Raw genomic sequence first — 21,228 nt, 5'->3', positions numbered from 1 at the left:
ATACGTCCAAACATCAATTGCACAAATCTTACATCCATTATACAAAAGAACACTATCAAAAACACGAGATTGTAGCATGTAACAACAAAAACGACCTGCCAGAGGCAAGTCGTTTTTGTTGTTGAAGTGGATAGCAAACTAATAGCTAAATTCCTTTACAACCTCAATGGCATATTTTACATTATCAAAAGGAATATCCGGCATAATACCATGACCCAAATTGAAAATAAAACCATTTTCACCTCTCATGCGCTCAAATAGTTCGATAATCTTCTTTTTGATAACAGGTTTATCTGCATACAAAACAAATGGATCCAAATTCCCTTGAACAGCAATACCCTGCGGCAGAGATTGTTTAATATTTTTTAAATCTGCATTCCAATCGATAGAAACAACATCAGGTTGCGCTTCGACCATCATTGGTGCAAAAACAGAAGATCCTTTGCAAAAGGAAATGACTGGAATATCCTTACGGTTCAACTTCGCAATAATCTGCTTATTATAATAATGCGAAAAATCACGATAATCATTCCAAGATAAGGCCAAGGCCCAGCTATCAAATAATTGAATTGCATTTACTCCGGCTGCAATCTGCATGTTAAGATATTCAACCGTTACATCTGCAATCTTTTGAAGGATCAGATGTGCTAACTCAGGCTGATTGTTCAACATCAACTTCGTTAACTTAAAATCTTTTGAAGATCCACCTTCAACCAAATAACTTAAAATTGTAAATGGTGCGCCCGCAAAACCAATCAAAGGGATGCGGCTGTCAAGACGTTGTTGAATGACCTTGATTGCATCAGCAACATACTGCAATTTATCCAAACAGTTGGTAGACAAAGCTTCAGCATCCTTTACAGAGCGAACAGGATTAGAAAAACGAGGACCGACACCTTGCTCAAAGGACAGATCCCCTCCCATAGCTTCAGCTGTAACTAAAATATCAGAAAATAAAATAGCGGCATCAATGCCTAGCAAATCTACTGGGAGCATAGTGACATCCGCAGCAATTTCTGGTGTTTTGCACATCTCCAAAAAGGAATATTTATTCTTGATATCCCAATATTCCTTCATAAAGCGTCCAGCTTGACGCATCATCCACACAGGAGGTCTTTCCGTTTGCTGCGAGAACGCAGCTCTAATCAATAAGTCGTTTTGTAAAGTAGTACTCACTATAAATGTTTTGAAATTTCGTTTTCTATTTTTGTAATAATGCTGTTCTGCCTAGCCGTCAGATGTAGTTTATTGGCAACATCTGTATAAGCTCTAGCTCTTTCATAATCCAACTTTCGCAGCGCGATATTTGCTAGATTAATCATAACCATACCCTTTTCATTATCTTTTTTCCAAGGCAGACGCGAAGCTAGCTGAAAATGATATTCAGCCTCATCGACGCGTTCCTCTTTAAGCGCAATGTTTCCCATCATAAATTCATAGAAATTGCGCCTGCCTTTACGAAGTGCATCCGGATTCTTTATCTCAGCAAGTAAGTTTTTTGCCTTTTCATAATCTTGTCTATGAAAAGCCTGCGTTGCCAAAAAAACGGACCCTTCTCTAAAATGACTCCAAATCAAGTAGCCTATTCCACCCGCTATCAGCACAGCAGTTTGATAATGCCCCTGGTATAAGCCATAGCCTAAAAATAATGCAGCAATAAAAATAACGGCTATTCTAGCCTTGATTGTCATCATCTCTTTCTACCTATGCGTTATTGTCGGTAAACTTATAACCAACACCTCTGATAGAATGGAAATAAATCGGATGCTTTTGATCTGGTTCGAAATATTTTCGGAAGGTTAAGATAAAATTGTCGATGGTACGCGTAGATGGATAAACATCGTAATTCCATACGGTCTCCAATATTTGTTCCCGTGATACTGCCTCATTACGTCGTTCAATCAACAGTTTCAACAGCATAGTCTCCTTCTTTGTCAAAGAAGTGATCGTGCCATCCGCATGATGTAGCTCATACGAATTAAAATAGATCGTTTTATCACCGATTTGATAAGAATTTAGTTCTTTCAAATCATCCGGTTTCATGCCACGACGCACCAAATTTCCAACGCGAAGGATCAATTCTTCTAAGTTGAAAGGTTTTACCAAATAATCATCCGCCCCTTTCTTAAGACCCGTAATTCGATCCTCACTGCTATTTTTCGCAGTTAAAAACATGATAGGAACTTCAGTGTTTTGCAGTCGAATAGTTTCAGCTACTTGGAATCCATCTATTTCGGGAATCATCACATCCAAAACCACCAAGTTGAAACGTTCCTCCTTGAAGACTTTTAGTGCTTTTTTTCCATCGGTAGCCGTAGTAACACGGTAACCTTCCATTTCGAGATTCAACTTGATAGCTTCTAACAAGTGTTCTTCATCTTCGACAAGTAATATTCTTTGTTTACTTTGCATTTCTTTCAAATGTTACTTCAAAAATACTCCCTTTAGGAGTGTTATCTTTAACTTTTATGGTCGCGTCGTGCTTCTGCAATACGGTTTTCACGATATATAACCCCAAACCTGTACCTTTGGTTTTTCGTGTTGCCTCACTTCCCACGCGATAAAACTTATTAAAGATAAGTTTTTTCTCTTCATCACTGATACCGATACCATGGTCAGCAACAGAAAAAATTATTTTATTATTCTCCGTATATAATTTCACATCCACCATAGCACATGCCGGTGAATACTTAATGGCATTTTCTATCAGATTAGTAACCACATTACTAATCGCAAACTTATCAGCATGAATAATGATATCCGACTCCAAATAAGGTTTCAAGACTTGCGAACTACAGGAATTCTTTTGAAGTCTATCCACAACCTGTTCTACCAAAGCAGTAAAATTAAAATCCTCTTTCGGCATACTGTAGTTACGGCTGTCCAACTTGGTTGTCATCAATACATTTTCAACCAGATCATCCAAACGCTCGATATCCTTCAGCGAATTTCTCAAGAACGTTTGTTGTTGCTCCTTGTCAAGATCACGTCTCAAAATCGTTTGAATATACAATTTGACAGAAGCCAACGGCGATTTAAGTTCATGTGTGATAGCCAAAAGAAAGTTCTGCTGTTGCTGCAACAGTTTCTGCTCCCTTTCAACCAGTCGCTTCAATCGCCATGCACCCCACAAGAAAATAATCAAGAAGAATATTCCCTCCCCTATGATCATGTTCTTTTTACTCGGATCAAAACGAATAAACATCACCCCCCACCATATCAGTTGCATAACCGCATAGAACAATAGAAAATAAAAGAGTAACAGCGCTTTCTTCATGTGACAAAAATAGGTATTCACCTATGTATTTGGAAATATCCGGAGGATTATGACACAAAGAAGAAAATTAACCGATTCGCAATAAGACTAAAATCACCAAACAGACTCATATAAACCATCGGAGACCCGATAGCGCTAAAAGTGACCTTTAATTTCATCACTAGCTAACCCAACTGACCTGGAATTTAAAATTAATTTGTTTTAATTTTGTATATGTTTAATCACGAGAAAAAAGACATTTTCTTCGACCTGGATCATACCATATGGGATTTTGATAAAAATGCCGAAGAAAGTCTGCACGAGTTATATTTTAAATACAAGTTTGATCACTTGTTCAATCAAGAGTCATCCACTCGTTTTATAGAAACTTATACGGTTAACAATCATCGCCTTTGGGGGCTCTATCATCACGGAAAGATATCAAAACCAGAACTCAGGAAAGCACGCTTTGCCGACACCTTTACTGAGCTCGGTGTCGATCCGGAGTTGTTTCCTGAAGAATTCGAACTGGAATACCTCGCTATCTGTCCCAAAAAAACAAATCTGTTTCCACATGCACATGAAACCTTGGCTTATTTGGGTGACAGATACAATCTTCACCTGATATCGAATGGTTTTAAAGAGGCCTGTGAGACCAAACTGGAAAAGAGCAACCTCAGCAAATATTTCAAACATATTTTTATTTCGGAAGTCATCGGCGTGAATAAACCGGACCCCCGAATATTTGAGTTCGCTATGACGACTGCTCAAGCTCGGGCGCAGCAATCACTGATGATTGGAGATAACCTGGATGCCGACATCCGTGGAGCCGTAAATGTAGGCATGGATGCCATTTTCTTTAACCCAAATGTTATTGAAAAACCGGACGATGTATCACATATGATTATCGACTTAAAAGAGTTACAATCGATACTATAGCAAATAGAAAAAGCAGCTTAAAGCTGCTTTTTCTATTTTAGAACCTTAACGGTAATATTCTTAAACCAGACATCATTTCCATGATCCTGAAGACCGATAAGCCCTGATTTGCTATCGCCACCAACATGGCTCAACAATTCAAAAGCCAAAGGCCATTTTTCTTCACTGAATTTACTTTTTTGCAATAAATCAATCCACGACTTATCCCATAATGTATATTCAACAACCTTTACACCATTTTGAAAATGCTCGACCTTGCCATTGTTTACTCTGATCTTAACCTTATTCCACTCGCCATACGGTTTACCATTCTGCGGCTTGGCAGGAATCATATCGTACAATGAAGTCGATTTACGGTTTCCATCTACCCCCATTTTAGCATCAGGATGGTTTTCATTGTCCAGGACCTGGCATTCTGGAGACGAGATATAAATCGGCTGTCCTTCCACTTCCTTCGCTAAAAAGAAGATACCCGAATTTGCTCCTTTAGCAACTTTCCATTCCATCTCCAATTCGAAATTCTTAAAATCATGAGCAAAGACCAAATCTCCGCCTTCTTCTTTACCAACATTAGCTTGGCTATCAAATTTGATCGCCCCCTCATTAATTACCCATCTTTTCGGGACTACGGTCTTATCATATCCTCTCCAGCCTTCCAGCGAAGTACCATCAAAAATAACATAGGCTCCAGCTTTATTCTTTTTAAATTTCTTGATATCTACACGAGGTAAATCTAAGATTTTGTAAGCAGGAACCTCTTTTTTTGCTTGCGCTACGGCAGTATTAAGATGTGCTGAAAAAGCAATCACCGATACCGCAAGAACTGTTTTTAATAACTTCATTCTTTTTAGTTTTAGGTTTGTTTTAAAATTAAATTTAAGCATTTGAGTGTATAAAGAGGAATATTTTTTAATATTCCTCTCCACCGCCCATTTCATTTGTATTTGACTCTTTCTTCTTTGATTTGTTTAAATCTTGGCTACCAAACCGATAGGAAAGTGATAAAGTTACCATCCGCTTCATCCAACGGTGCTCAAAATTGGATATAAGTTGAGAGGTTTCTGTCACACCATTCATTTTCCGCGAATTAAATACATCTCTAACATTCAACATAATTGAAGCTTTCTTCTTAAACACATCTTTTTTCAAGGCCAGATCCATACCTTTCATTGCATTCATCTGTCCCTGAGCCATTACACGGGAAGAATTATACTCGCCGCGCACTTGTGCAGAAAATGTTGGCGTAAAACGATAATTAGCGGTCAGATTAGCATTATAAGCGAAATCATTTCGTTCTTTAATATCATAGTCCGGGTTTGCATTATACTGAATGTGGATCAAATTGAGATTAAATGTAAAGTCAAAATCCTTCGTTGCGTTGATCTTTGAAATAAACTCAAAACCCGAAAGATTACGACTGGTCATATTCTCCCATCTACTGTATGTTCTTCCATCCTCTATCTTGTAAACAAATGGCTGAATAACCTCACTTGCGTGATTGAAATAAGCCGAAGATATGAGGTTTACTTTACCAAAGGTTTTGGCAAAGCTCATTTCCAAACTGTGCACATCTTCCGGTTTCAGATTCGGATTTCCCTGACGATAATTTAAATCATCGGATACGTTTAAAAATGGGTTAACTTGCCAACCACGAGCCCGTTGAACACGGCGCGAGTAGCTAAATTGAACTTTATCCCCATTTTCACCAACATCGTAGGTTAAAAACAGTGTTGGATATAACCTGAAAAATTTCTGTTTAGCATTGGATTCCGTTTCCACAGCAGCTGGATCCTTGGAGAAATAGGTAGACTTCAGCTCAAATTGTTCTCCACGTAGTCCGATTTGATAGCCAATTTTATCCGTTAATTTATTTTGATAATTCGCATAGATCGCATGGACTGTACTCGTGAAATCAAAATCGTTGCTGATTCTATAATCTGGCACATAGTTACCTATAGAATCGAGTGATCTGGAAAACTGGGTATCAAATGACTTTCTGATTTGAGAACGGTAACCCGCCTCAAATTTGCTTACTTCAGAGAAAGGTAAAACATAATCTAATTGAAGGTTGATATTCTTGCCATCCTCAGACGTAACATTCTTCCGTGAAGTGGCCTTCCGTCCATCGGTATAATTTTGAGAAAAATCATTTGTACCATCTTCCTTGTCTCTTCCATAACTTGCATTCCCCGTCAACTCCTCTCCTTCTCGCTTAAATTGATGTTTAAAATCAGCATTTAATTCATAACCCAGATCGTCCTCAAATTGCGTTGAATTTCGAACACTCGTTCCTGTCATCTGCGATTGCTTGAAGAACTCATAATTCAAGTCCTCTATTCGCTTGTTATCACGTATACTTAAATTACCCGAAAAACTCAATGAAGTTCGATCTGACATATTATAATCAAACCCAGCTTTTACCGTATGGCTATTGCCCTTTCTTGACGATTCGGATTCGCTATAATTACGCGTGCTATCACCAAAAAACGTGTTGTCCGTTTTCCCACTTCCCAACATGTTTCGTTTATTGAAGTTATAGGATCCGAAGTAATTGAATTTCCGATCACGATAATTCAATGTTATACCAGCCATATAATTATCATAAGAACCAGCGGATGTATTTATCGATCCGTTCAGCCCTGTTCGAATATTTTTCTTTAAAACAATATTGATAATCCCAGTTTGGCCCTCTGCATCATATTTAGAGGATGGATTTGTGATGACTTCAACTTTTTCAATTGAATTGGCAGGTAGACTCTGAAGCAAAGAAGTTACATCATTTCCTGCTAAAGCAGACTCCCGGCCGTCGATTAAAATCTTCACACTACTTGATCCACGCAAACTGACCGATCCATCCTGATCAACTTGCAAAGTGGGAACATTAGCAAGCACATCAGTCGCTGTTCCACCCGCGCTGACCAAACTCTCACCTACATTGAAGATTTTACGGTCTATACCAATCTGCATGGCTGGAGCTCGTCCTTCAATAACAACTTCATTCAACATATTACCCGTAGGTTTCAAAGCAATTCGACCTAAGTCCTTACTTTTACCCCCTAAGACCGCTATACTATCTATAGTTTGTGTTTCGTAGCCAACATAAGTGATACGGACAATATATTTACCAGGTTTAATATCAGACAACAAAAGGAATCCTTGGGATACAGACTGTCCCCCCTTAACAAGAACGTTACTATGGGCGTCCAAGAGCGCGACACTAGCCGATGAAATAGGTTTAGAGGTTTCGCTATCAACTAAAATAGCTTTGATTTGACCTGTTTGAGCAAAAAGGACAACAGGTAAAAAGAATACAAATAAGAAAGATTTAAACGATTTAGCGTAAAAAAACATGCTTCAGCTTAGTTTATAAGTTATAGTGCAAAGAAAACTAAAACTTATAGACAAAATTGAAGCGTAACCATATTATTACGGTAACAAAAGAATAGTAAATTACTCCACAGAAACAGTCAATCCCTCGGCTTTCAGAATTTTACGATAGATTTCCATCTCCGTATAGGTGCCTTCCAATACAGCACATTTCCCCTCAGTGTGTACTTTCCAGGCAATCTTCTCAGCTTGCTTCTCGGTATATTGTAAATGATAGATGAGACAATGAATCACATGTTCAAACGTATTGGTTTCATCATTCCACAAAATGAGTCGATTAGACTCTTTCACAGAGGCTAATATCTCTTCTAACGTAAAGGTTTCTTCAGCAGTTTGGGTACCCATGCTGCAAAAATAGAATATTTTTTTCTAAATTAACGATAATATAAAAGGGAAGAATACAATCAATTAGAGGAATTTATTATGTTACAGTCAAAAATTGCAGGAATTGGCTATTACGTTCCAAAAAATGTATATACCAATAATGACCTAACACGCTTTATGGATACCAGTGACGAATGGATTCAAGAACGAACTGGCATTAAAGAACGTAGATATGCAGACCGAATAGGCGAAACCACCACCACTATGGGGGTCGAAGCCGCTAAAATTGCCATCGAACGAGCCCATATTACACCTGAAGATGTCGACTTCATCATCTTTGCCACCTTATCGCCAGATTATTATTTCCCGGGCTGCGCCGTTCTACTGCAACGGGAAATGAAGATGAAGGAGGTCGGGGCGCTGGATATTAGAAACCAATGTTCAGGTTTTATATATGCACTTTCTATTGCCGATCAATTTGTCAAAACAGGGATGTACAAAAATGTGCTAGTGGTTGGTTCGGAGAAACACTCTTTTGCACTTGACTTTTCTACGAGAGGACGAGCCGTTTCTGTTATTTTCGGCGATGGTGCCGGAGCAGTGGTTGTGCAACCCACAGCCGAAAACGGCAAAGGAATCCTGAGCACGCACTTACATTCAGACGGAGACGATGCCGAAAAGCTAGCTATGTATTATCCCGGTGCATCCAGTGGAATTTGGCTGGATAAAATGCCCGATTGGCCGGACCAAGAATTGGGAGGATTATTGATGACCAAGGAGATGCTCGAAGATGGGACTGCGTTTCCAAATATGGATGGACAGGCCGTCTTCAAAAAAGCTGTTGTCAAATTCCCTGAGGTTATTCATGAAGCACTAGCAAAAAATAATTTAAAAACTAATGATATCGATTTATTAATTCCACATCAGGCCAATCTTCGCATTTCGCAATTTGTACAGAAAACACTTGGATTAAGGGAGGATCAGGTATTCAACAATATTCAGAAATATGGTAATACCACTGCAGCCTCTGTACCGATAGCACTATGCGAGGCTTGGGAAGAAGGAAAGATTAAAGACGGTGATCTCGTATGTTTGGCAGCTTTTGGAGCAGGATTTACGTGGGGTTCAGCCTTAATTCGATGGTAAAAAATAGCATATATAAAAAAGGTGATAATCTTTCGATTATCACCTTTTTTATATATTTCCAAATAAAGGATTATCCGTTTGATAATGCCGCTGCACCAGATACGATCTCCGTCAATTCTGTTGTAATTGCAGCTTGACGTGCCTGGTTGTAAGATAGCTTCAGTGATTTGATTAAGTCACCGGCATTCTCTGTAGCTTTATCCATTGCCGTCATACGTGCTCCATGCTCAGAAGCATTCGAGTCTAAAACAGCTTTGTATAATTGAATCTTGATTGCTTTAGGAATCAATTCCTCGATAATCTTCTCTTTGGAAGGCTCGATGATATAATCCACCTCAGCTTCTATTTTTGCTTTATGCGTATGTTGTTTGTTTTCTTCCGCAGGTAATAATGGTAAAATCTGTTCTGCAGTCAACTCTTGAACTGCAGCATTTTTGAACTGATTATAAACCACTTCAACACGATCAAAATTACCTTCTTTGAATTGCTCCATGATAAATTCAGTCACCACAGATACAGAACCAAAATTTAAATCAGAAAACAAATCAGAGTGATTAGCTACCACATTGAAGTTACGTTTCGAGTAGAAGTCATAACCCTTTTTACCAATACCAATGATACTCAAATTGCCCTTAGCATGTTGCTCAGCATATTTGTTAAAGATCAAGTTATTAGTCGTTTTGATAACATTTGCGTTGAATGCTCCAGCCAAACCTCTATTAGAAGAAACAACAACGATTAATACCTTATTTGGCTCGCGATCCACTGTAAAAGGAGAGTTACTTCCCTCAACACTCGCAGAAACATCCGCCAAAATATCTCTTAGTTTATTCGCATATGGGCGCAATTGTAAGATAGCGTTAGTAGCGCGCTTCAATTTAGCAGCCGAAACCATTTTCATAGCTTTCGTGATCTGCTGTGTTGATGATACCGAGGTAATCCGGTTTCTTACTTCTTTTAAATTTGCCATATTTGTTTTAAGTATTAAGTACCTAGTATTGAGTATTGAGCCTAGTCAATAGACTCAATACCAAATACTCATTACTATTAATATTTTGATGCTAAATCCTTAGCTACTGTTTCTAACACTGCAGTTAATTCATCGGAGAACTTATTAGCTTTGAAAGCTGACAATACTTCTGGATGACGTTGTTCCAATTGAGTCAAGAATTCTTCTTCAAATTCTCTCACTTTATTTACAGGAACATTACGCAATAAACCTTTAGTTCCGATATAAATAATCGCAACTTGTTTCTCTACAGAAACTGGAGAATATTGACCTTGTTTCAAGATCTCAACGTTACGAACACCTTTATCTAAGACAGATTTAGTAGCAGCATCTAGATCAGAACCGAATTTCGCAAAAGCTTCCAATTCACGGTACTGAGCTTGATCTAACTTTAATGTACCAGATACCTTTTTCATCGGTTTGATCTGCGCATTACCACCTACACGAGATACAGAGATACCTACGTTGATCGCTGGACGAATACCTGCGTTAAACAAGTTAGACTCCAAGAAAATCTGACCGTCTGTAATTGAAATTACGTTGGTTGGGATATATGCAGAAACGTCACCAGCTTGGGTTTCAATGATCGGAAGGGCAGTTAATGAGCCACCGCCTTTGACCAAGTGTTTGATCGATTCAGGTAGATCATTCATGTTGCGCGCGATATCATCTGAAGAGTTGATTTTCGCTGCACGCTCCAACAAACGACTGTGTAGATAAAATACGTCACCTGGGTATGCTTCGCGGCCCGGTGGACGACGTAACAATAAAGAAACCTCACGGTAAGCTACAGCTTGCTTAGACAAATCATCATAAACGATCAATGCTGGACGACCTGTATCACGGAAAAACTCACCGATAGCAGCACCTGACATTGGTGCATAAAACTGAAGTGGAGCTGGATCAGCAGCAGATGCAGCCACAACTACTGTATAAGCCATAGCACCTCTTTCCTCCAATGTACGCACGATATTCGCAACTGTAGAATTCTTTTGACCTACGGCAACGTAGATACAAAATACAGGTTCTCCTGCATCATAGAATTCTTTTTGGTTCAAGATTGTATCGATACAAACAGCTGTTTTACCTGTCTGACGGTCACCAATAACCAACTCACGTTGACCACGACCTACTGGAATCATTGCATCGATCGCTTTAATACCTGTTTGTAATGGTTCAGTTACCGGTTGACGGTAGATAACACCCGGAGCTTTACGCTCGATAGGCATTTCATACAAATCACCTTGAATAGGTCCTTTACCATCGATTGGTTGACCTAAAGTATTTACAACACGTCCCAACAAGCCTTCACCAACTTTGATGGATGCAATACGGTTGGTACGTTTAATAGTATCTCCTTCTTTGATCTCATCCGAAGGACCTAAAAGTACAACACCAACGTTGTCTTCTTCTAAGTTTAATACAATACCTTGTAATCCGTTATCAAATTCAACCAACTCACCGGACTGAACTTTAGTTAAGCCGTAAATACGAGCAATACCGTCACCTACAGCAAGTACGGTACCCACTTCCTCTAGTTCGGCTTCTGATTTAAAGCCCGACAATTGCTCTCTTAGAATTGCCGAAACTTCATCTGGTCTTACCTCTATCATTTTAATTATTATAAGGGGTTTTTTGATTTATTTTACTTCAAGTATCAGAACAAATTAATTATTCTGATTCAAATATCTTTCCAATTTATTCAACTTACCAGCAATACTTGCATCAATTTGGCGATCGCCGATATTGACTACAAATCCACCGATCAAACTATGATCAACTTTATTGATCAATATCACTTGAGCGTTGGTTTCCTTCGCAAGTACATCTTTCATCGCTGCCAAATTAGCTTCAGAAAGTGGCGCTGCAGATGTAACTGTAGCTTTCACAATTCCTTTTACCTCGTTATACTCACGAATAAATTCTTGAGAAGTGGCATATACAATCTCGCCACGACCTTTGTTGATCATGATCTTAAAGAATGCCAAGATATTGGGATTGATCTTATCTTTAAATAGCGCATCCAATATGTTTTTCTTCTTGTCCAAAGGAACAATAGGATTGGCAAAAACAGCTTGCAATTCTGTACTGGATTTTAAAACAGCAATGAATGAATCCATATCCGCCTTGACTGTCTCCAGTGAGCCTTGCTCGCTAGCCAAGTCAATTAATGACTTAGCGTATCTTGATGCTACTTTAAATACTGACATAATTCTATTTCGTAATTTGAGTGACCGGATTAGTTCAATTTAACGTCATTAAGCAAATCTGCTACTAGAGCTTCTTGCTTTCCTTGGTCCTCAAATTCTTTGTTTAACACTTTACGAGCAATATCCAAAGACAAAGAAGAAACCTGAGACTTAACCTCAGCCAAAGCTTTGTTCTTTTGTTCGTTGATCTCGATTTTTGCTTGTGCAATCAATTTTGCACCTTCAGCCTGTGCTTGCGTTTTTGCCTCAGTTACAATCTTATCTTTAAGTTCTTTTGCTTCCTTAAGGATAACATCGCGTTCTGCGCGAGCTTCTTTTAGTAATTGTTCGTTCTCATTTGTTAAACGAGCCATTTCTAATTTCGCTTTTTCAGCAGCCTCTAAAGCACCTGCAATACCTTTTTCACGTTCGTCTAGGGCATCAACAATTGGTTTCCAAGCGAATTTACCTAATAAAAAGATAATAACCACAAGGACGATGACCATCCAAAAAAACAAACCGTACGAAAACGAATGTATTAATTTATCCATTGTTATACTATATAATGATAATTCTTATTTTTTAAGATTCAGGAATAATATAACCTGCAACCAACCGTTGCAGGTTATATTATAAAACCGTTGTGACTATTTACCTAATAATAAAGCACCGAATGCTAAACCTTCAAGTAAGGCACCAATGATAATCATTGCAGTTTGGATTTTAGATGCTGCTTCTGGTTGACGAGCGATAGCTTCCATTGCAGAACCACCAATTTTACCTAAACCTAAACCTGCACCGATAACGATTAAACCGGCTCCAATTAAATTGTACATAATGTATGATTTGAATAATTAAAAAATTTACTAATTAATGATCGTGATGTTCTTCAACAGCCATACCGATAAATAAGGATGACAACATCGTAAAAATAAATGCTTGTAAGAATGCTACCAATAATTCGATAACCATCAAGAAGATTGTCAAGAACATGGAAACACCGATACTACCCACTACAGTCAATTGGTGTTGCAATAAATAAACAATTGCAATCAGTCCCATTACGACAGTGTGACCAGCTGTAATATTTGCAAACAAACGTACCATCAACGAAAATGGTTTTGTAAACAATCCCAATACTTCAATTGGTGCTAAAACAAATTTAAATGGAACCGGAACACCTGGCATCCAAAAAATATGCTTCCAGTAGTTTGCGTTTGCTTTGATATTGACAATTAAGAATGTAAAAAGAGCCAAACATAAAGTGACTGTGATGTTTCCTGTAACGTTAAACCCTAGTGGTGTCAAACCAACCAAATTCAAAATCCAGATCAAAAAGAATACAGACAATAAATAAGGCATGAATTCCTTGTAACGATGACCAATGTTTGGAATAGCCATCTCATCACGTACATAGATAACCAAAGGCTCCAATACACGTCCAACACCTTTTGGCAAATTGTTAGCACCTTTTTTATACGTTTTAGCCAAACTAATAAATGCCCAAAACATTAAAAATGCAGCCAAAAACAAACCGACAACACTTTTAGTGATCGAGAAATCTAAAGGCATCGCTACAGATGGATGAAAATCAACAGCATCATGAATTTCATGAGAACCAATCACATAAGAAGTTTCAAATTCCTTTTTCTCTTCTTTTCCATCTTCATTTATAGTCATAACATAACTACCATCAGCATTTTTACGATACTCATGACCAGCCAAATTACCGGCAGCATCAGTCTTATAAATTTTTCCGTGGTACAATGCATAATACTGACCGTCAACCTCAGCAACTTTATTACCGTGATCGAATGCTGAAGCCATAAAAACTTTCAAGCCATTATCGATCAAAATAACGGGCAATGAAAAACCATAATGTTTACCTGTCTCTTCATCCGAAAAGAAGCTAAAATAATAATCATCTTGTAAGTGATGCTCAATATGGCTATTGATTTCCTCAGCCTGCGATTTTTCTCCGTGTGCATTCTCATTCGCCTTTGTTAAAAATGGCGCAACTGCAAACAGAATAACTGCTAAAAATTGAAGTGTTCTTTTAAGACTCACGATACTACTATTATGTTATTTAAAATTTTTTGCGAAAATACTATATATAAAGCACAAAAGCTACTTTAATATTACATTTTTTTGAAAAAACTATCGTTTTTCTCCCTTAGGATTTGTTTAAAGCCTTGTAAGCAAATATAACATCGTAAAAAAGGAATAAAACGACAACGATCAAATAGTTATATTTTAAAATATCAGCCTGCGGTTTTGCCAACCCATTATGGATGTATACATAATTTAGGACAAACTTTAAAGTCAATAATCCCAAGAAAACAAAACCAACATACTGCGGAAATTTCTGCGAACAGTAACTTATCCCCACCATGATGATCACGGATAATATCAGTTGAAAAATATAAATTTCATACAATGGAAAATGTAGATCTTCCAAGGAATGAATACCATCAAAAGATTTTAATAAAAAGAAATGAACGGCAAAAATCAAAACCGCTACAAAAAATAAAATAAGGGTCTGCTTTATATATACTATCATCTATCGTTTAATCGATTCACTTGTCTAATGACTTGATATAGAGAAATTCCAATCCCGCCAAGAGTACAGATCTTCATCCATAGTTGGTTCTCCGCATGAAACTTACCGTCCAGCCAATCCCCTAATAAATAAAATACATAAATGGTAAAAACCATCTGGGTTGAAATAGTCGTCAGCACAAGCCACTTGTTAGGATCTTTCTTGTCTTCCATAAGCAATCTTAAGGTTATCAATGGGCTTTCAACAAACTATATCACACAATTTGTTACAAATATACGCTATAAATTTTTATTGCCTACAATCCCAAAACTTTTTGTCCAATTTTAATATCCGGATAATCAATATCCACGCCCAAAAGCATCTTAAGTTCCGAAGAGGATTTATCCGGATTTGCACGAATAACACCAAGAATACGATCCAACTTCTCCTGCTCGATCAACTCTGTTGCTTCCACTTCCGTACCAACAAAATTAATTAAATGTCCATATATCGTACCTGCGACCATCCCGCGCTTAACCGCTATATCAGCAATGCTCATACCATCTTTAAACATTTCTAAGGAAATCTCCTTTGTATCCAACTTCTTCGGCCCTTCTTCATCTGCACTTTGCGCAGCCAATTCATCTTTTTCTTTGGTCTTCACACTAGCAGCAACATCGAGCATCGCTGTTTGAAAATCTTCCCGTTTTGAAAGCGTATCAGCAATAAGTAGACAATGTTGCAACTGCTCGCGTTTTCGCTTGTAATCAAGCAATAATGCTTTTAACTCATCAATATATTTCTTCGTACGTTTTCGTATCTGGTACTCCTCAATATGTTTGGTTAAAGCCTCAATCAGATCTACATCCATTTTCGGTAAAAACCAATTGACCGCAGCAGTAGAACGTTCACAGATGACATCATAATCGATTGCGTTTTTATCCCGCAACAAATCATACAGTACAACAATAAATTTATGTGCAACTTTCTCTTGGTTCTGAAGGTGTTTGACCAATTGTTGGAAAAATAATACGGCTTGTTCCTTTCCATCAATATTACGCTCTTCAAGTGATTTCAGCAGCTCCGAAGTCTCGGCCAATAGTCCGTCCCAACGGAAACCGTGCATTAAAATCTGACCAAGATAATTCCGTTGGCATTGCTCCAAAATCTCATTGACGTCCGCCTGCCCCTGAGCACGCTGTGCAAATTCGACCACTTGGTAATCGGTACGGATGGCATAAGAAGGGATAATGGATTTTAATACAAGTCCATCTAAACTCGTTAAACGGCTCAATGCAACGTACACCTGTCCCGCGGCAAACGAGGTCCCTGCGTCAATGATCGCTTTTTGAAAAGTTAAACCCTGACTTTTATGAATAGTGATAGCCCAAGCCAATCGAAGTGGAAATTGCGAAAATGTACCCAATATCTCCTCTTTAATCTGATCTTGCCCCTTATCGTAATTATACCGAATATTCTCCCAGGTCTCCCTTTTTACCGTTACAGATTCCGGCCCATCAGGAAATGTAACCGTTACCGTGCCCTGCACCGTATCGATGTCCTTTACCGTACCGATCTTTCCATTGTAATATTTACGTTCATCACCGGAATCGTTTCGAATAAACATCACCTGAGCCCCTATCTTTAAGGACAACGTTTCTTCAGCAGGATAGGAGCCCTGCGCAAAATCGTCCTTTACAACTGCTTTAAGATTTAACATTTTACCCGATAATGAAGCCAGCTTGGCTCCATTTATTTCATCCGCATTTCGATTATGGGAGGTCAATGTAATATACTGTTCCTCTTCATTTGGAACAAAGTCCTGTTGATAATAACCATTTAAGGTCGTGAGCATGTCACTTGTACACTGATTGTTTCGTATGGCATTCAAAATTGAAATAAAACCTTCATCTTGTTGACGATAGATTTTATTGAGCTCTAACATCACCAGCGGATTATCCCTCAAAATTTTAGCATTAAAGAAGAAAACAGAAGAATAATGATCCCGCAAAACATTCCATTCGGCATCTTTCACAACTGGCGGCAACTGGTACAAATCTCCGATAAACAGCACCTGTAATCCACCAAAAGGCCGCATATCGCGACGAACAGATTGCAGAATTACATTAATCGCATCTAATGTATCTGCACGGACCATCGAAACCTCATCAATCACCAAAAGCTCTAGCTCCTGCAAGATGGCCCGACGCTGCTTGGTCAATTTAATCGTGCTGAATAAACGTGATTTATTGTAGATATGACTATCCTGTTCGTCCCAACGTAACTCATAATCTTCAATAAAAGTCCCAAAAGGAAGCCAAAATAAAGAATGTAAAGTTGTTCCGCCCGCATTCATCGCCGCAACACCTGTAGGTGCAGTAATAGCCATCTTTTTGTAGCTATGCTCACGGATATACTTCAAGAAAGTCGTTTTTCCGGTACCCGCCTTTCCTGTAATAAATACATTCTGGTTCGTTTGGTTAACAAAAGCAACAGCCTGCATAAATGCAGTATTTTCCCGATCGACTTGAAAGTTTGACATATCCTGAAATTAGATTGATCACAAAATTAGCAATTTCATTTTTAACTTCACGCGATATAGTATAGCTTAGGGTATCTAACGCAGCTCCATTATAAAGGATTTAGATTAAGCTAAAACGGTTAACTTAAAATATTAAATGGATTTTTTTTATATTTAGCAACTGAATTAACGAATAACAAATTTTTAGAATTTTTAATATGGCTATAGATAAAATCGCATTGTTTGAAAAAGTACAGGAAATGCTGACATCCAAAGGTTTTCGTATTGATAAATCAGATGCTGCACGCCCTTGGGGAGGATTTTTCGTAATCGACGAATCCCAAGCGCAAGAATTTGCCGATGAGTACTTCGGCGGAATGGATGTACAAGAATTAAGAATCTCAGGAAAATTAAGTCCAAAAATTTTAATTGTTGCACCAGAAAAAAGACTTTCATGGCAATATCACCACCGTCGTGCCGAAATATGGCGTGTTATCCAAGGTAACGTAGGTGTTATGGTTTCTGACACCGATGAAGAATCGGTTGTTTCAACCTTGAAAGAAGGCGAAACAATTAGATTACGCCAAGGACAGCGTCACCGTTTAATTGGATTGGATGGCTTCGGTATTCTAGCCGAGATCTGGCAACACACCGATGCCAACAACCCTTCTGATGAAGACGATATTGTTCGCGTACAAGATGATTTTGGCAGATAGTAGTCCCACAGGACCATGACCACCAAAACAAAGATTCCCAATCAACAATTGGGAATCTTTGTTTTTATCCCTAACATAAAATGCGATAGCAGCTGATTCACTCGCCCTACAGGTCCATTTCATCGCTTCTATCCAAGCTCCTATACCTCCTGTATCCATTTCAGGTATTCCATAGCGCAATTCATTAGAAGAGAATATTAATTTTTATTATTTTAGTAGAGATATAATCAACTATGATATGATGAGTAACGACGATACTAAAAGAGGATCCAGTATATTAAACAGTCTAAAGAAATTAATTTTTGAGGACGATCAGCCGCAGCAAACGCCACCGGCACAAGCCCCTCCAGCACCAGCTACTAACGCTGCTCCAGAAAGACCCCATGTACCTCCGGCATATTCATCGCCGACGGCCCAGGCTCCAACTGGAAAAACACCGCCCCCAATCCCTATAACAGCCAATGATGGAACAACCGATCTCAAAGAAATGAAATTAAAGGTCTATGCCATTCTTGAAAAACTCAACGAGCAGGGTGTCGATTTTTTCGAAGTATGGAACGCTGCTGCCGCAATGGGAAAAGTAGAGGAAAACACATTAAAAGCGGCCTATACTTCATTGAAATTTGTAGACAGTTCGTTAACCAAGGATAAACTGGTAGCAACTGGCACAAATTATGCTAATAAATTGAAAGAAACCATTGCCAAAGAATCGGAACAAAAACAGGCTGAAAAGAAAAAGACTGAACAGGACCGAACCATGGAGATTGCAAATCTGAACACTGAAATCAAAACAATAACGGAGAATATCGCCAAATTGCAATATGATCTACAGAAAAAACAACTCGCTTTGGCACAAATTAATGAAAAGTACGAACCAAGGATTAAAGATATCGAACAAAAAATAAACATCGGCAACGCGGCCGTTGATGAAGTGGTCACCGAAATCAACACTGCATTGCGTATGATTAATCAATCAATAACATAAAAACAAATCAATGGAAAGAAAAGATCAGTATGTTAATATTCCAGCTGAGATAAAGACGCAACTTCCGATATTTCAAGTACTAGGCGATCATCTGCCTGCACAATTAAAATCACCAGAAGCGAAGAAGACAGCTTCGTCGATCTTCTTTTGGGCACTTTTACTTGGTGGAGCCTTTGCTTTTTTCAAGTACTTACCGATTATGCTGGAATATGCCGGAAAAAGTATTCTTTTTGTGATATTCAGTATAATCCTGATTACCTTATTATTGCTAGCGCCAAAGATCATTGCGCTATTGCACCGATTGGGAACCGTCCTACTTTTTAAAGGTGAAAAATCCATCATTAGAAATAACCCTATCGAAACCTTACAACTGTTATCAAGAGATGCAAAAGACACCCTGAAACGTGTGAAGGAAAAAATCAGCAATGTAGACGGTGTCCGGATCGACATGATTCAAAGCGGTGAAACTGCTCAAAAAACAGCCGAAGAGAAGTACACCTATGCGAAACGTTTCACCGCAGAAGCGGCTAATCTCGACGAGAAATCAAAGGAGGAAACGAGCAAAAATAATGCAGAGAAGGCCAATGCTTATGCAAGAGATGCCAAAGAAACCCGTACCAAAGCATTTCTATTGGGAAAAGAAGGTGAATCTGAAGAACAAAATGCGCGCAGTTATGTCCAATATGCCAATCAATTTGCAAAAGTATTGGAAGTCCTAAAAGATAATGAAAGCGCAGCGCGTATCTATGTCAGCACTTTAGATAGCAGCATTTCCATTATTTCCAAGAAGCTGGAAGCCACGCAAAAGATGAAAAATGCCACCGATGGCCTAGCCGATGTGTTCAATATTAAAGATGGCTGGGCATTTCAAGAGGCCATGAATGCCGCAACAGGTGCCATCAGTCAAAATATTGCCTCTATCCGATCGAATCTTGATTTCTTGGATCAAAACAACAACATCACCGTGGGTGGTACGCCTACTCAAGGTGAACTGGAAGAGTTTATCCGCAAAGTTGACGAACGTAATCTAAATGTATTAAACGTAACGCAAATGGCCGATGCCAGCTATGAACTCAAACCCGAAGAAAAAGTAGATAAAGGATTTACATTACTCGATTAATATTAACTAAAATCAAACTTATTATACGAACATTATGGAAGAAAAATCAACATGGGCAAGATTAAGATGGCCAATCAAAGCAATTATCATCGCCTTACCTATTCTCGCAATTGGTTATTGGGCCATTCAATCGGGCAAATTTGATGCTAATTCGACAGTCCAAACAACGGATTCAACAAGCAATAATGGTCATGCGGCCGCACCTTCATCAGGCTCAGAAACGACTCGTTCATTCAACTATCAACCCGAAAAACCAGTCGATGGCGAATACAAGGGTGTCGTTGAAGTGGGCGCTTCGGGTTTCAATTCCTTTGTCGTCAATATGGACAAAGAAAATCGCTGGGAGATCATTTCCAAAGACTTCGGAAAGTCATTTGCCTACGAAGGATTGGCAAATACGGAAGACATCCGTAAAGGACTAAAAGATTATATAGGCATGATGCTCGATAAAGGCGTCAAATCCAAAAACATACATTTCGTCATTAGCTCCGGAGCCCAGAAAGAACCTAAAACTTCAGTTATCAGTGCTGAACTAAGAAAAATGGGCTTTGTGGTCAACTTGGTTACAGCAGAGCAAGAAGGAAAATTAGCGTTAAAATCTGTCCTGCCGAAAGCTTACGAAGATAATTCATTTGTTGTTGACATTGGCTCCGGTAACACCAAAATTTCCTGGATTGACGGTGACACAAAATCGGTAGAAGCACCTGGTGCAAAATATTATGAAAAAGACCTTAAAGATGACGCTGTCTATACAGAAGTAAAAAAATTAGGCGAGAAAATTCCTTCAAATAAAAGAGAGGTTTGTTTTATTATAGGCGGGGTTCCTTTTGAACTAGCATCACAGACACGCCAAGGTGAAGAGCGTTTTACGGTTTTGAACGATCCAGCATCCTACAAAGCTGATAAAATAAAAACAAAAAGCGGTGTCAACATCTATAAAGCAATTAAAGATGCAACCAATTGCGACACCTTCGTATTTGATTGGGATGCCAATTTCACGATCGGATTCTTACTTTCACTAAACAAATAGTCAAGACGATTAGCATAAAAAAAGCGCTGTTCTCTTTTATTGAGAACAGCGCTTTTTTTATAACCTT

At 38.5% G+C, this 21,228-nt stretch carries 22 protein-coding genes; 6 read left to right on the top strand and 16 right to left on the bottom strand.

The window, feature by feature from the left end; genetic code table 11:
• Nucleotides 1-138: 138 nt before the first annotated feature.
• From hemE to B3297_RS00205, 4 genes are read right to left on the bottom strand one after another with little or no spacing between them, the layout of a single operon-like run.
• On the bottom strand, nucleotides 139-1,176 hold the full coding sequence (hemE, locus tag B3297_RS00220) for a uroporphyrinogen decarboxylase (protein ID WP_070563136.1): 1,038 nt from the start codon (nucleotides 1,174-1,176) through the stop codon (nucleotides 139-141).
• Nucleotides 1,176-1,694 carry a hypothetical protein gene (locus tag B3297_RS00215; RefSeq protein WP_236560284.1) on the bottom strand — a complete coding sequence of 173 codons (519 nt, stop codon included), beginning with the start codon at nucleotides 1,692-1,694 and terminating at the stop codon, nucleotides 1,176-1,178. Before B3297_RS00215 ends, hemE begins: the two co-directional genes overlap by 1 nt.
• Nucleotides 1,695-1,704: 10 nt before the next feature.
• Nucleotides 1,705-2,412 carry a response regulator transcription factor gene (locus B3297_RS00210; RefSeq protein ID WP_070563139.1) on the bottom strand — a complete coding sequence of 236 codons (708 nt, stop codon included), beginning with the start codon at nucleotides 2,410-2,412 and terminating at the stop codon, nucleotides 1,705-1,707.
• Nucleotides 2,402-3,277, bottom strand: a complete 876-nt coding sequence (locus tag B3297_RS00205; RefSeq protein WP_070563141.1) for a sensor histidine kinase — start codon at nucleotides 3,275-3,277, stop codon at nucleotides 2,402-2,404. Before B3297_RS00205 ends, B3297_RS00210 begins: the two co-directional genes overlap by 11 nt.
• Before the next feature lie 213 nt (nucleotides 3,278-3,490).
• On the opposite strand from B3297_RS00205, the gene B3297_RS00200 reads away from it, so the two are divergent.
• Nucleotides 3,491-4,195: a YjjG family noncanonical pyrimidine nucleotidase gene (locus B3297_RS00200; RefSeq protein WP_070563144.1), complete on the top strand. Its 705-nt coding sequence runs from the start codon at nucleotides 3,491-3,493 to the stop codon at nucleotides 4,193-4,195.
• 32 nt (nucleotides 4,196-4,227) lie between these two features.
• Here the strand turns inward: B3297_RS00200 and B3297_RS00195 are convergent, their stop codons facing one another.
• From B3297_RS00195 to B3297_RS00185, 3 genes are all read right to left on the bottom strand, one after another.
• Nucleotides 4,228-5,037: a 3-keto-disaccharide hydrolase gene (locus B3297_RS00195; protein WP_083295832.1), complete on the bottom strand. Its 810-nt coding sequence runs from the start codon at nucleotides 5,035-5,037 to the stop codon at nucleotides 4,228-4,230.
• A gap of 67 nt (nucleotides 5,038-5,104) precedes the next feature.
• Nucleotides 5,105-7,546 (bottom strand): TonB-dependent receptor domain-containing protein, encoded by a 2,442-nt coding sequence (locus B3297_RS00190; RefSeq protein ID WP_204990851.1) that lies wholly within the window; start codon nucleotides 7,544-7,546, stop codon nucleotides 5,105-5,107.
• 99 nt (nucleotides 7,547-7,645) lie between these two features.
• Entirely contained in the window at nucleotides 7,646-7,927 is a 282-nt protein-coding gene (locus tag B3297_RS00185) for an ATP-dependent Clp protease adaptor ClpS (RefSeq protein WP_046671971.1), read from the bottom strand.
• 78 nt (nucleotides 7,928-8,005) lie between these two features.
• Between B3297_RS00185 and B3297_RS00180 the strand changes: the two genes are divergently transcribed.
• Nucleotides 8,006-9,052 (top strand): 3-oxoacyl-ACP synthase III family protein, encoded by a 1,047-nt coding sequence (locus B3297_RS00180; RefSeq protein ID WP_070563148.1) that lies wholly within the window; start codon nucleotides 8,006-8,008, stop codon nucleotides 9,050-9,052.
• 70 nt (nucleotides 9,053-9,122) lie between these two features.
• On the opposite strand, the gene atpG is transcribed toward B3297_RS00180, so the two are convergent.
• The 9 genes from atpG to B3297_RS00140 form a co-directional block, all read right to left on the bottom strand.
• A complete protein-coding gene (gene atpG, locus B3297_RS00175; RefSeq protein ID WP_070563149.1) occupies nucleotides 9,123-10,022 on the bottom strand; it encodes an ATP synthase F1 subunit gamma in 900 nt (299 codons plus the stop codon).
• Nucleotides 10,023-10,099: 77 nt separating this feature from the next.
• Complete coding sequence (gene atpA / locus B3297_RS00170; RefSeq protein WP_070563151.1) at nucleotides 10,100-11,674, bottom strand: F0F1 ATP synthase subunit alpha; 1,575 nt, start codon at nucleotides 11,672-11,674, stop codon at nucleotides 10,100-10,102.
• A 54-nt stretch (nucleotides 11,675-11,728) separates the two neighbouring features.
• Complete coding sequence (gene atpH / locus B3297_RS00165) at nucleotides 11,729-12,271, bottom strand: ATP synthase F1 subunit delta (RefSeq protein ID WP_070563152.1); 543 nt, start codon at nucleotides 12,269-12,271, stop codon at nucleotides 11,729-11,731.
• Nucleotides 12,272-12,300: 29 nt separating this feature from the next.
• Entirely contained in the window at nucleotides 12,301-12,801 is a 501-nt protein-coding gene (locus B3297_RS00160; protein ID WP_070563156.1) for a F0F1 ATP synthase subunit B, read from the bottom strand.
• Nucleotides 12,802-12,897: 96 nt separating this feature from the next.
• Nucleotides 12,898-13,086: an ATP synthase F0 subunit C gene (atpE, locus tag B3297_RS00155; protein ID WP_021188666.1), complete on the bottom strand. Its 189-nt coding sequence runs from the start codon at nucleotides 13,084-13,086 to the stop codon at nucleotides 12,898-12,900.
• A 34-nt stretch (nucleotides 13,087-13,120) separates the two neighbouring features.
• Nucleotides 13,121-14,317 carry a F0F1 ATP synthase subunit A gene (gene atpB, locus B3297_RS00150; protein WP_070563159.1) on the bottom strand — a complete coding sequence of 399 codons (1,197 nt, stop codon included), beginning with the start codon at nucleotides 14,315-14,317 and terminating at the stop codon, nucleotides 13,121-13,123.
• A gap of 106 nt (nucleotides 14,318-14,423) precedes the next feature.
• Nucleotides 14,424-14,810 (bottom strand): hypothetical protein, encoded by a 387-nt coding sequence (locus B3297_RS00145; protein ID WP_046671964.1) that lies wholly within the window; start codon nucleotides 14,808-14,810, stop codon nucleotides 14,424-14,426.
• Complete coding sequence (locus tag B3297_RS24765) at nucleotides 14,807-15,022, bottom strand: AtpZ/AtpI family protein (protein WP_070563162.1); 216 nt, start codon at nucleotides 15,020-15,022, stop codon at nucleotides 14,807-14,809. The genes B3297_RS00145 and B3297_RS24765 overlap by 4 nt, the downstream gene beginning before the upstream one ends.
• Before the next feature lie 83 nt (nucleotides 15,023-15,105).
• Nucleotides 15,106-17,331, bottom strand: a complete 2,226-nt coding sequence (locus B3297_RS00140) for a helix-turn-helix domain-containing protein (RefSeq protein WP_070563165.1) — start codon at nucleotides 17,329-17,331, stop codon at nucleotides 15,106-15,108.
• A gap of 197 nt (nucleotides 17,332-17,528) precedes the next feature.
• On the opposite strand from B3297_RS00140, the gene B3297_RS00135 reads away from it, so the two are divergent.
• From B3297_RS00135 to B3297_RS00120, 4 genes are all read left to right on the top strand, one after another.
• Nucleotides 17,529-18,026 carry a cupin domain-containing protein gene (locus B3297_RS00135; RefSeq protein WP_046671961.1) on the top strand — a complete coding sequence of 166 codons (498 nt, stop codon included), beginning with the start codon at nucleotides 17,529-17,531 and terminating at the stop codon, nucleotides 18,024-18,026.
• Between the two features lie 238 nt (nucleotides 18,027-18,264).
• On the top strand, nucleotides 18,265-19,011 hold the full coding sequence (locus B3297_RS00130) for a hypothetical protein (protein WP_139144923.1): 747 nt from the start codon (nucleotides 18,265-18,267) through the stop codon (nucleotides 19,009-19,011).
• A 10-nt stretch (nucleotides 19,012-19,021) separates the two neighbouring features.
• Entirely contained in the window at nucleotides 19,022-20,131 is a 1,110-nt protein-coding gene (locus B3297_RS00125; RefSeq protein WP_088162938.1) for a hypothetical protein, read from the top strand.
• A 34-nt stretch (nucleotides 20,132-20,165) separates the two neighbouring features.
• Nucleotides 20,166-21,161: a hypothetical protein gene (locus B3297_RS00120; RefSeq protein WP_120333221.1), complete on the top strand. Its 996-nt coding sequence runs from the start codon at nucleotides 20,166-20,168 to the stop codon at nucleotides 21,159-21,161.
• Nucleotides 21,162-21,228: the final 67 nt, after the last annotated feature.

This window comes from Sphingobacterium sp. UBA3519 (genome assembly GCF_002377215.1).
Lineage (GTDB): Bacteria > Bacteroidota > Bacteroidia > Sphingobacteriales > Sphingobacteriaceae > Sphingobacterium > Sphingobacterium multivorum.
Note: the sequence above shows the minus strand (reverse complement) of the source record. Positions and strands in the feature narration are given on the sequence as shown.

What these genes read in the sequence shown, in the direction of transcription:
- atpA (WP_070563151.1), bottom strand. Translation starts at nt 11,674, where the DNA reads ATGATAGAGGTAAGACCAGATGAAGTTTCGGCAATTCTAAGAGAGCAA.
- B3297_RS00140 (WP_070563165.1), bottom strand. Translation starts at nt 17,331, where the DNA reads ATGTCAAACTTTCAAGTCGATCGGGAAAATACTGCATTTATGCAGGCT.
- atpG (WP_070563149.1), bottom strand. Translation starts at nt 10,022, where the DNA reads ATGGCAAATTTAAAAGAAGTAAGAAACCGGATTACCTCGGTATCATCA.
- B3297_RS00190 (WP_204990851.1), bottom strand. Translation starts at nt 7,546, where the DNA reads ATGTTTTTTTACGCTAAATCGTTTAAATCTTTCTTATTTGTATTCTTT.
- B3297_RS00185 (WP_046671971.1), bottom strand. Translation starts at nt 7,927, where the DNA reads ATGGGTACCCAAACTGCTGAAGAAACCTTTACGTTAGAAGAGATATTA.
- B3297_RS00210 (WP_070563139.1), bottom strand. Translation starts at nt 2,412, where the DNA reads ATGCAAAGTAAACAAAGAATATTACTTGTCGAAGATGAAGAACACTTG.
- B3297_RS00135 (WP_046671961.1), top strand. Translation starts at nt 17,529, where the DNA reads ATGGCTATAGATAAAATCGCATTGTTTGAAAAAGTACAGGAAATGCTG.
- atpE (WP_021188666.1), bottom strand. Translation starts at nt 13,086, where the DNA reads ATGTACAATTTAATTGGAGCCGGTTTAATCGTTATCGGTGCAGGTTTA.
- B3297_RS24765 (WP_070563162.1), bottom strand. Translation starts at nt 15,022, where the DNA reads ATGGAAGACAAGAAAGATCCTAACAAGTGGCTTGTGCTGACGACTATT.
- atpH (WP_070563152.1), bottom strand. Translation starts at nt 12,271, where the DNA reads ATGTCAGTATTTAAAGTAGCATCAAGATACGCTAAGTCATTAATTGAC.
- B3297_RS00215 (WP_236560284.1), bottom strand. Translation starts at nt 1,694, where the DNA reads ATGATGACAATCAAGGCTAGAATAGCCGTTATTTTTATTGCTGCATTA.
- B3297_RS00120 (WP_120333221.1), top strand. Translation starts at nt 20,166, where the DNA reads ATGGAAGAAAAATCAACATGGGCAAGATTAAGATGGCCAATCAAAGCA.
- B3297_RS00180 (WP_070563148.1), top strand. Translation starts at nt 8,006, where the DNA reads ATGTTACAGTCAAAAATTGCAGGAATTGGCTATTACGTTCCAAAAAAT.
- B3297_RS00205 (WP_070563141.1), bottom strand. Translation starts at nt 3,277, where the DNA reads ATGAAGAAAGCGCTGTTACTCTTTTATTTTCTATTGTTCTATGCGGTT.
- B3297_RS00160 (WP_070563156.1), bottom strand. Translation starts at nt 12,801, where the DNA reads ATGGATAAATTAATACATTCGTTTTCGTACGGTTTGTTTTTTTGGATG.
- B3297_RS00130 (WP_139144923.1), top strand. Translation starts at nt 18,265, where the DNA reads ATGATGAGTAACGACGATACTAAAAGAGGATCCAGTATATTAAACAGT.
- B3297_RS00195 (WP_083295832.1), bottom strand. Translation starts at nt 5,037, where the DNA reads ATGAAGTTATTAAAAACAGTTCTTGCGGTATCGGTGATTGCTTTTTCA.
- B3297_RS00145 (WP_046671964.1), bottom strand. Translation starts at nt 14,810, where the DNA reads ATGATAGTATATATAAAGCAGACCCTTATTTTATTTTTTGTAGCGGTT.
- B3297_RS00200 (WP_070563144.1), top strand. Translation starts at nt 3,491, where the DNA reads ATGTTTAATCACGAGAAAAAAGACATTTTCTTCGACCTGGATCATACC.
- B3297_RS00125 (WP_088162938.1), top strand. Translation starts at nt 19,022, where the DNA reads ATGGAAAGAAAAGATCAGTATGTTAATATTCCAGCTGAGATAAAGACG.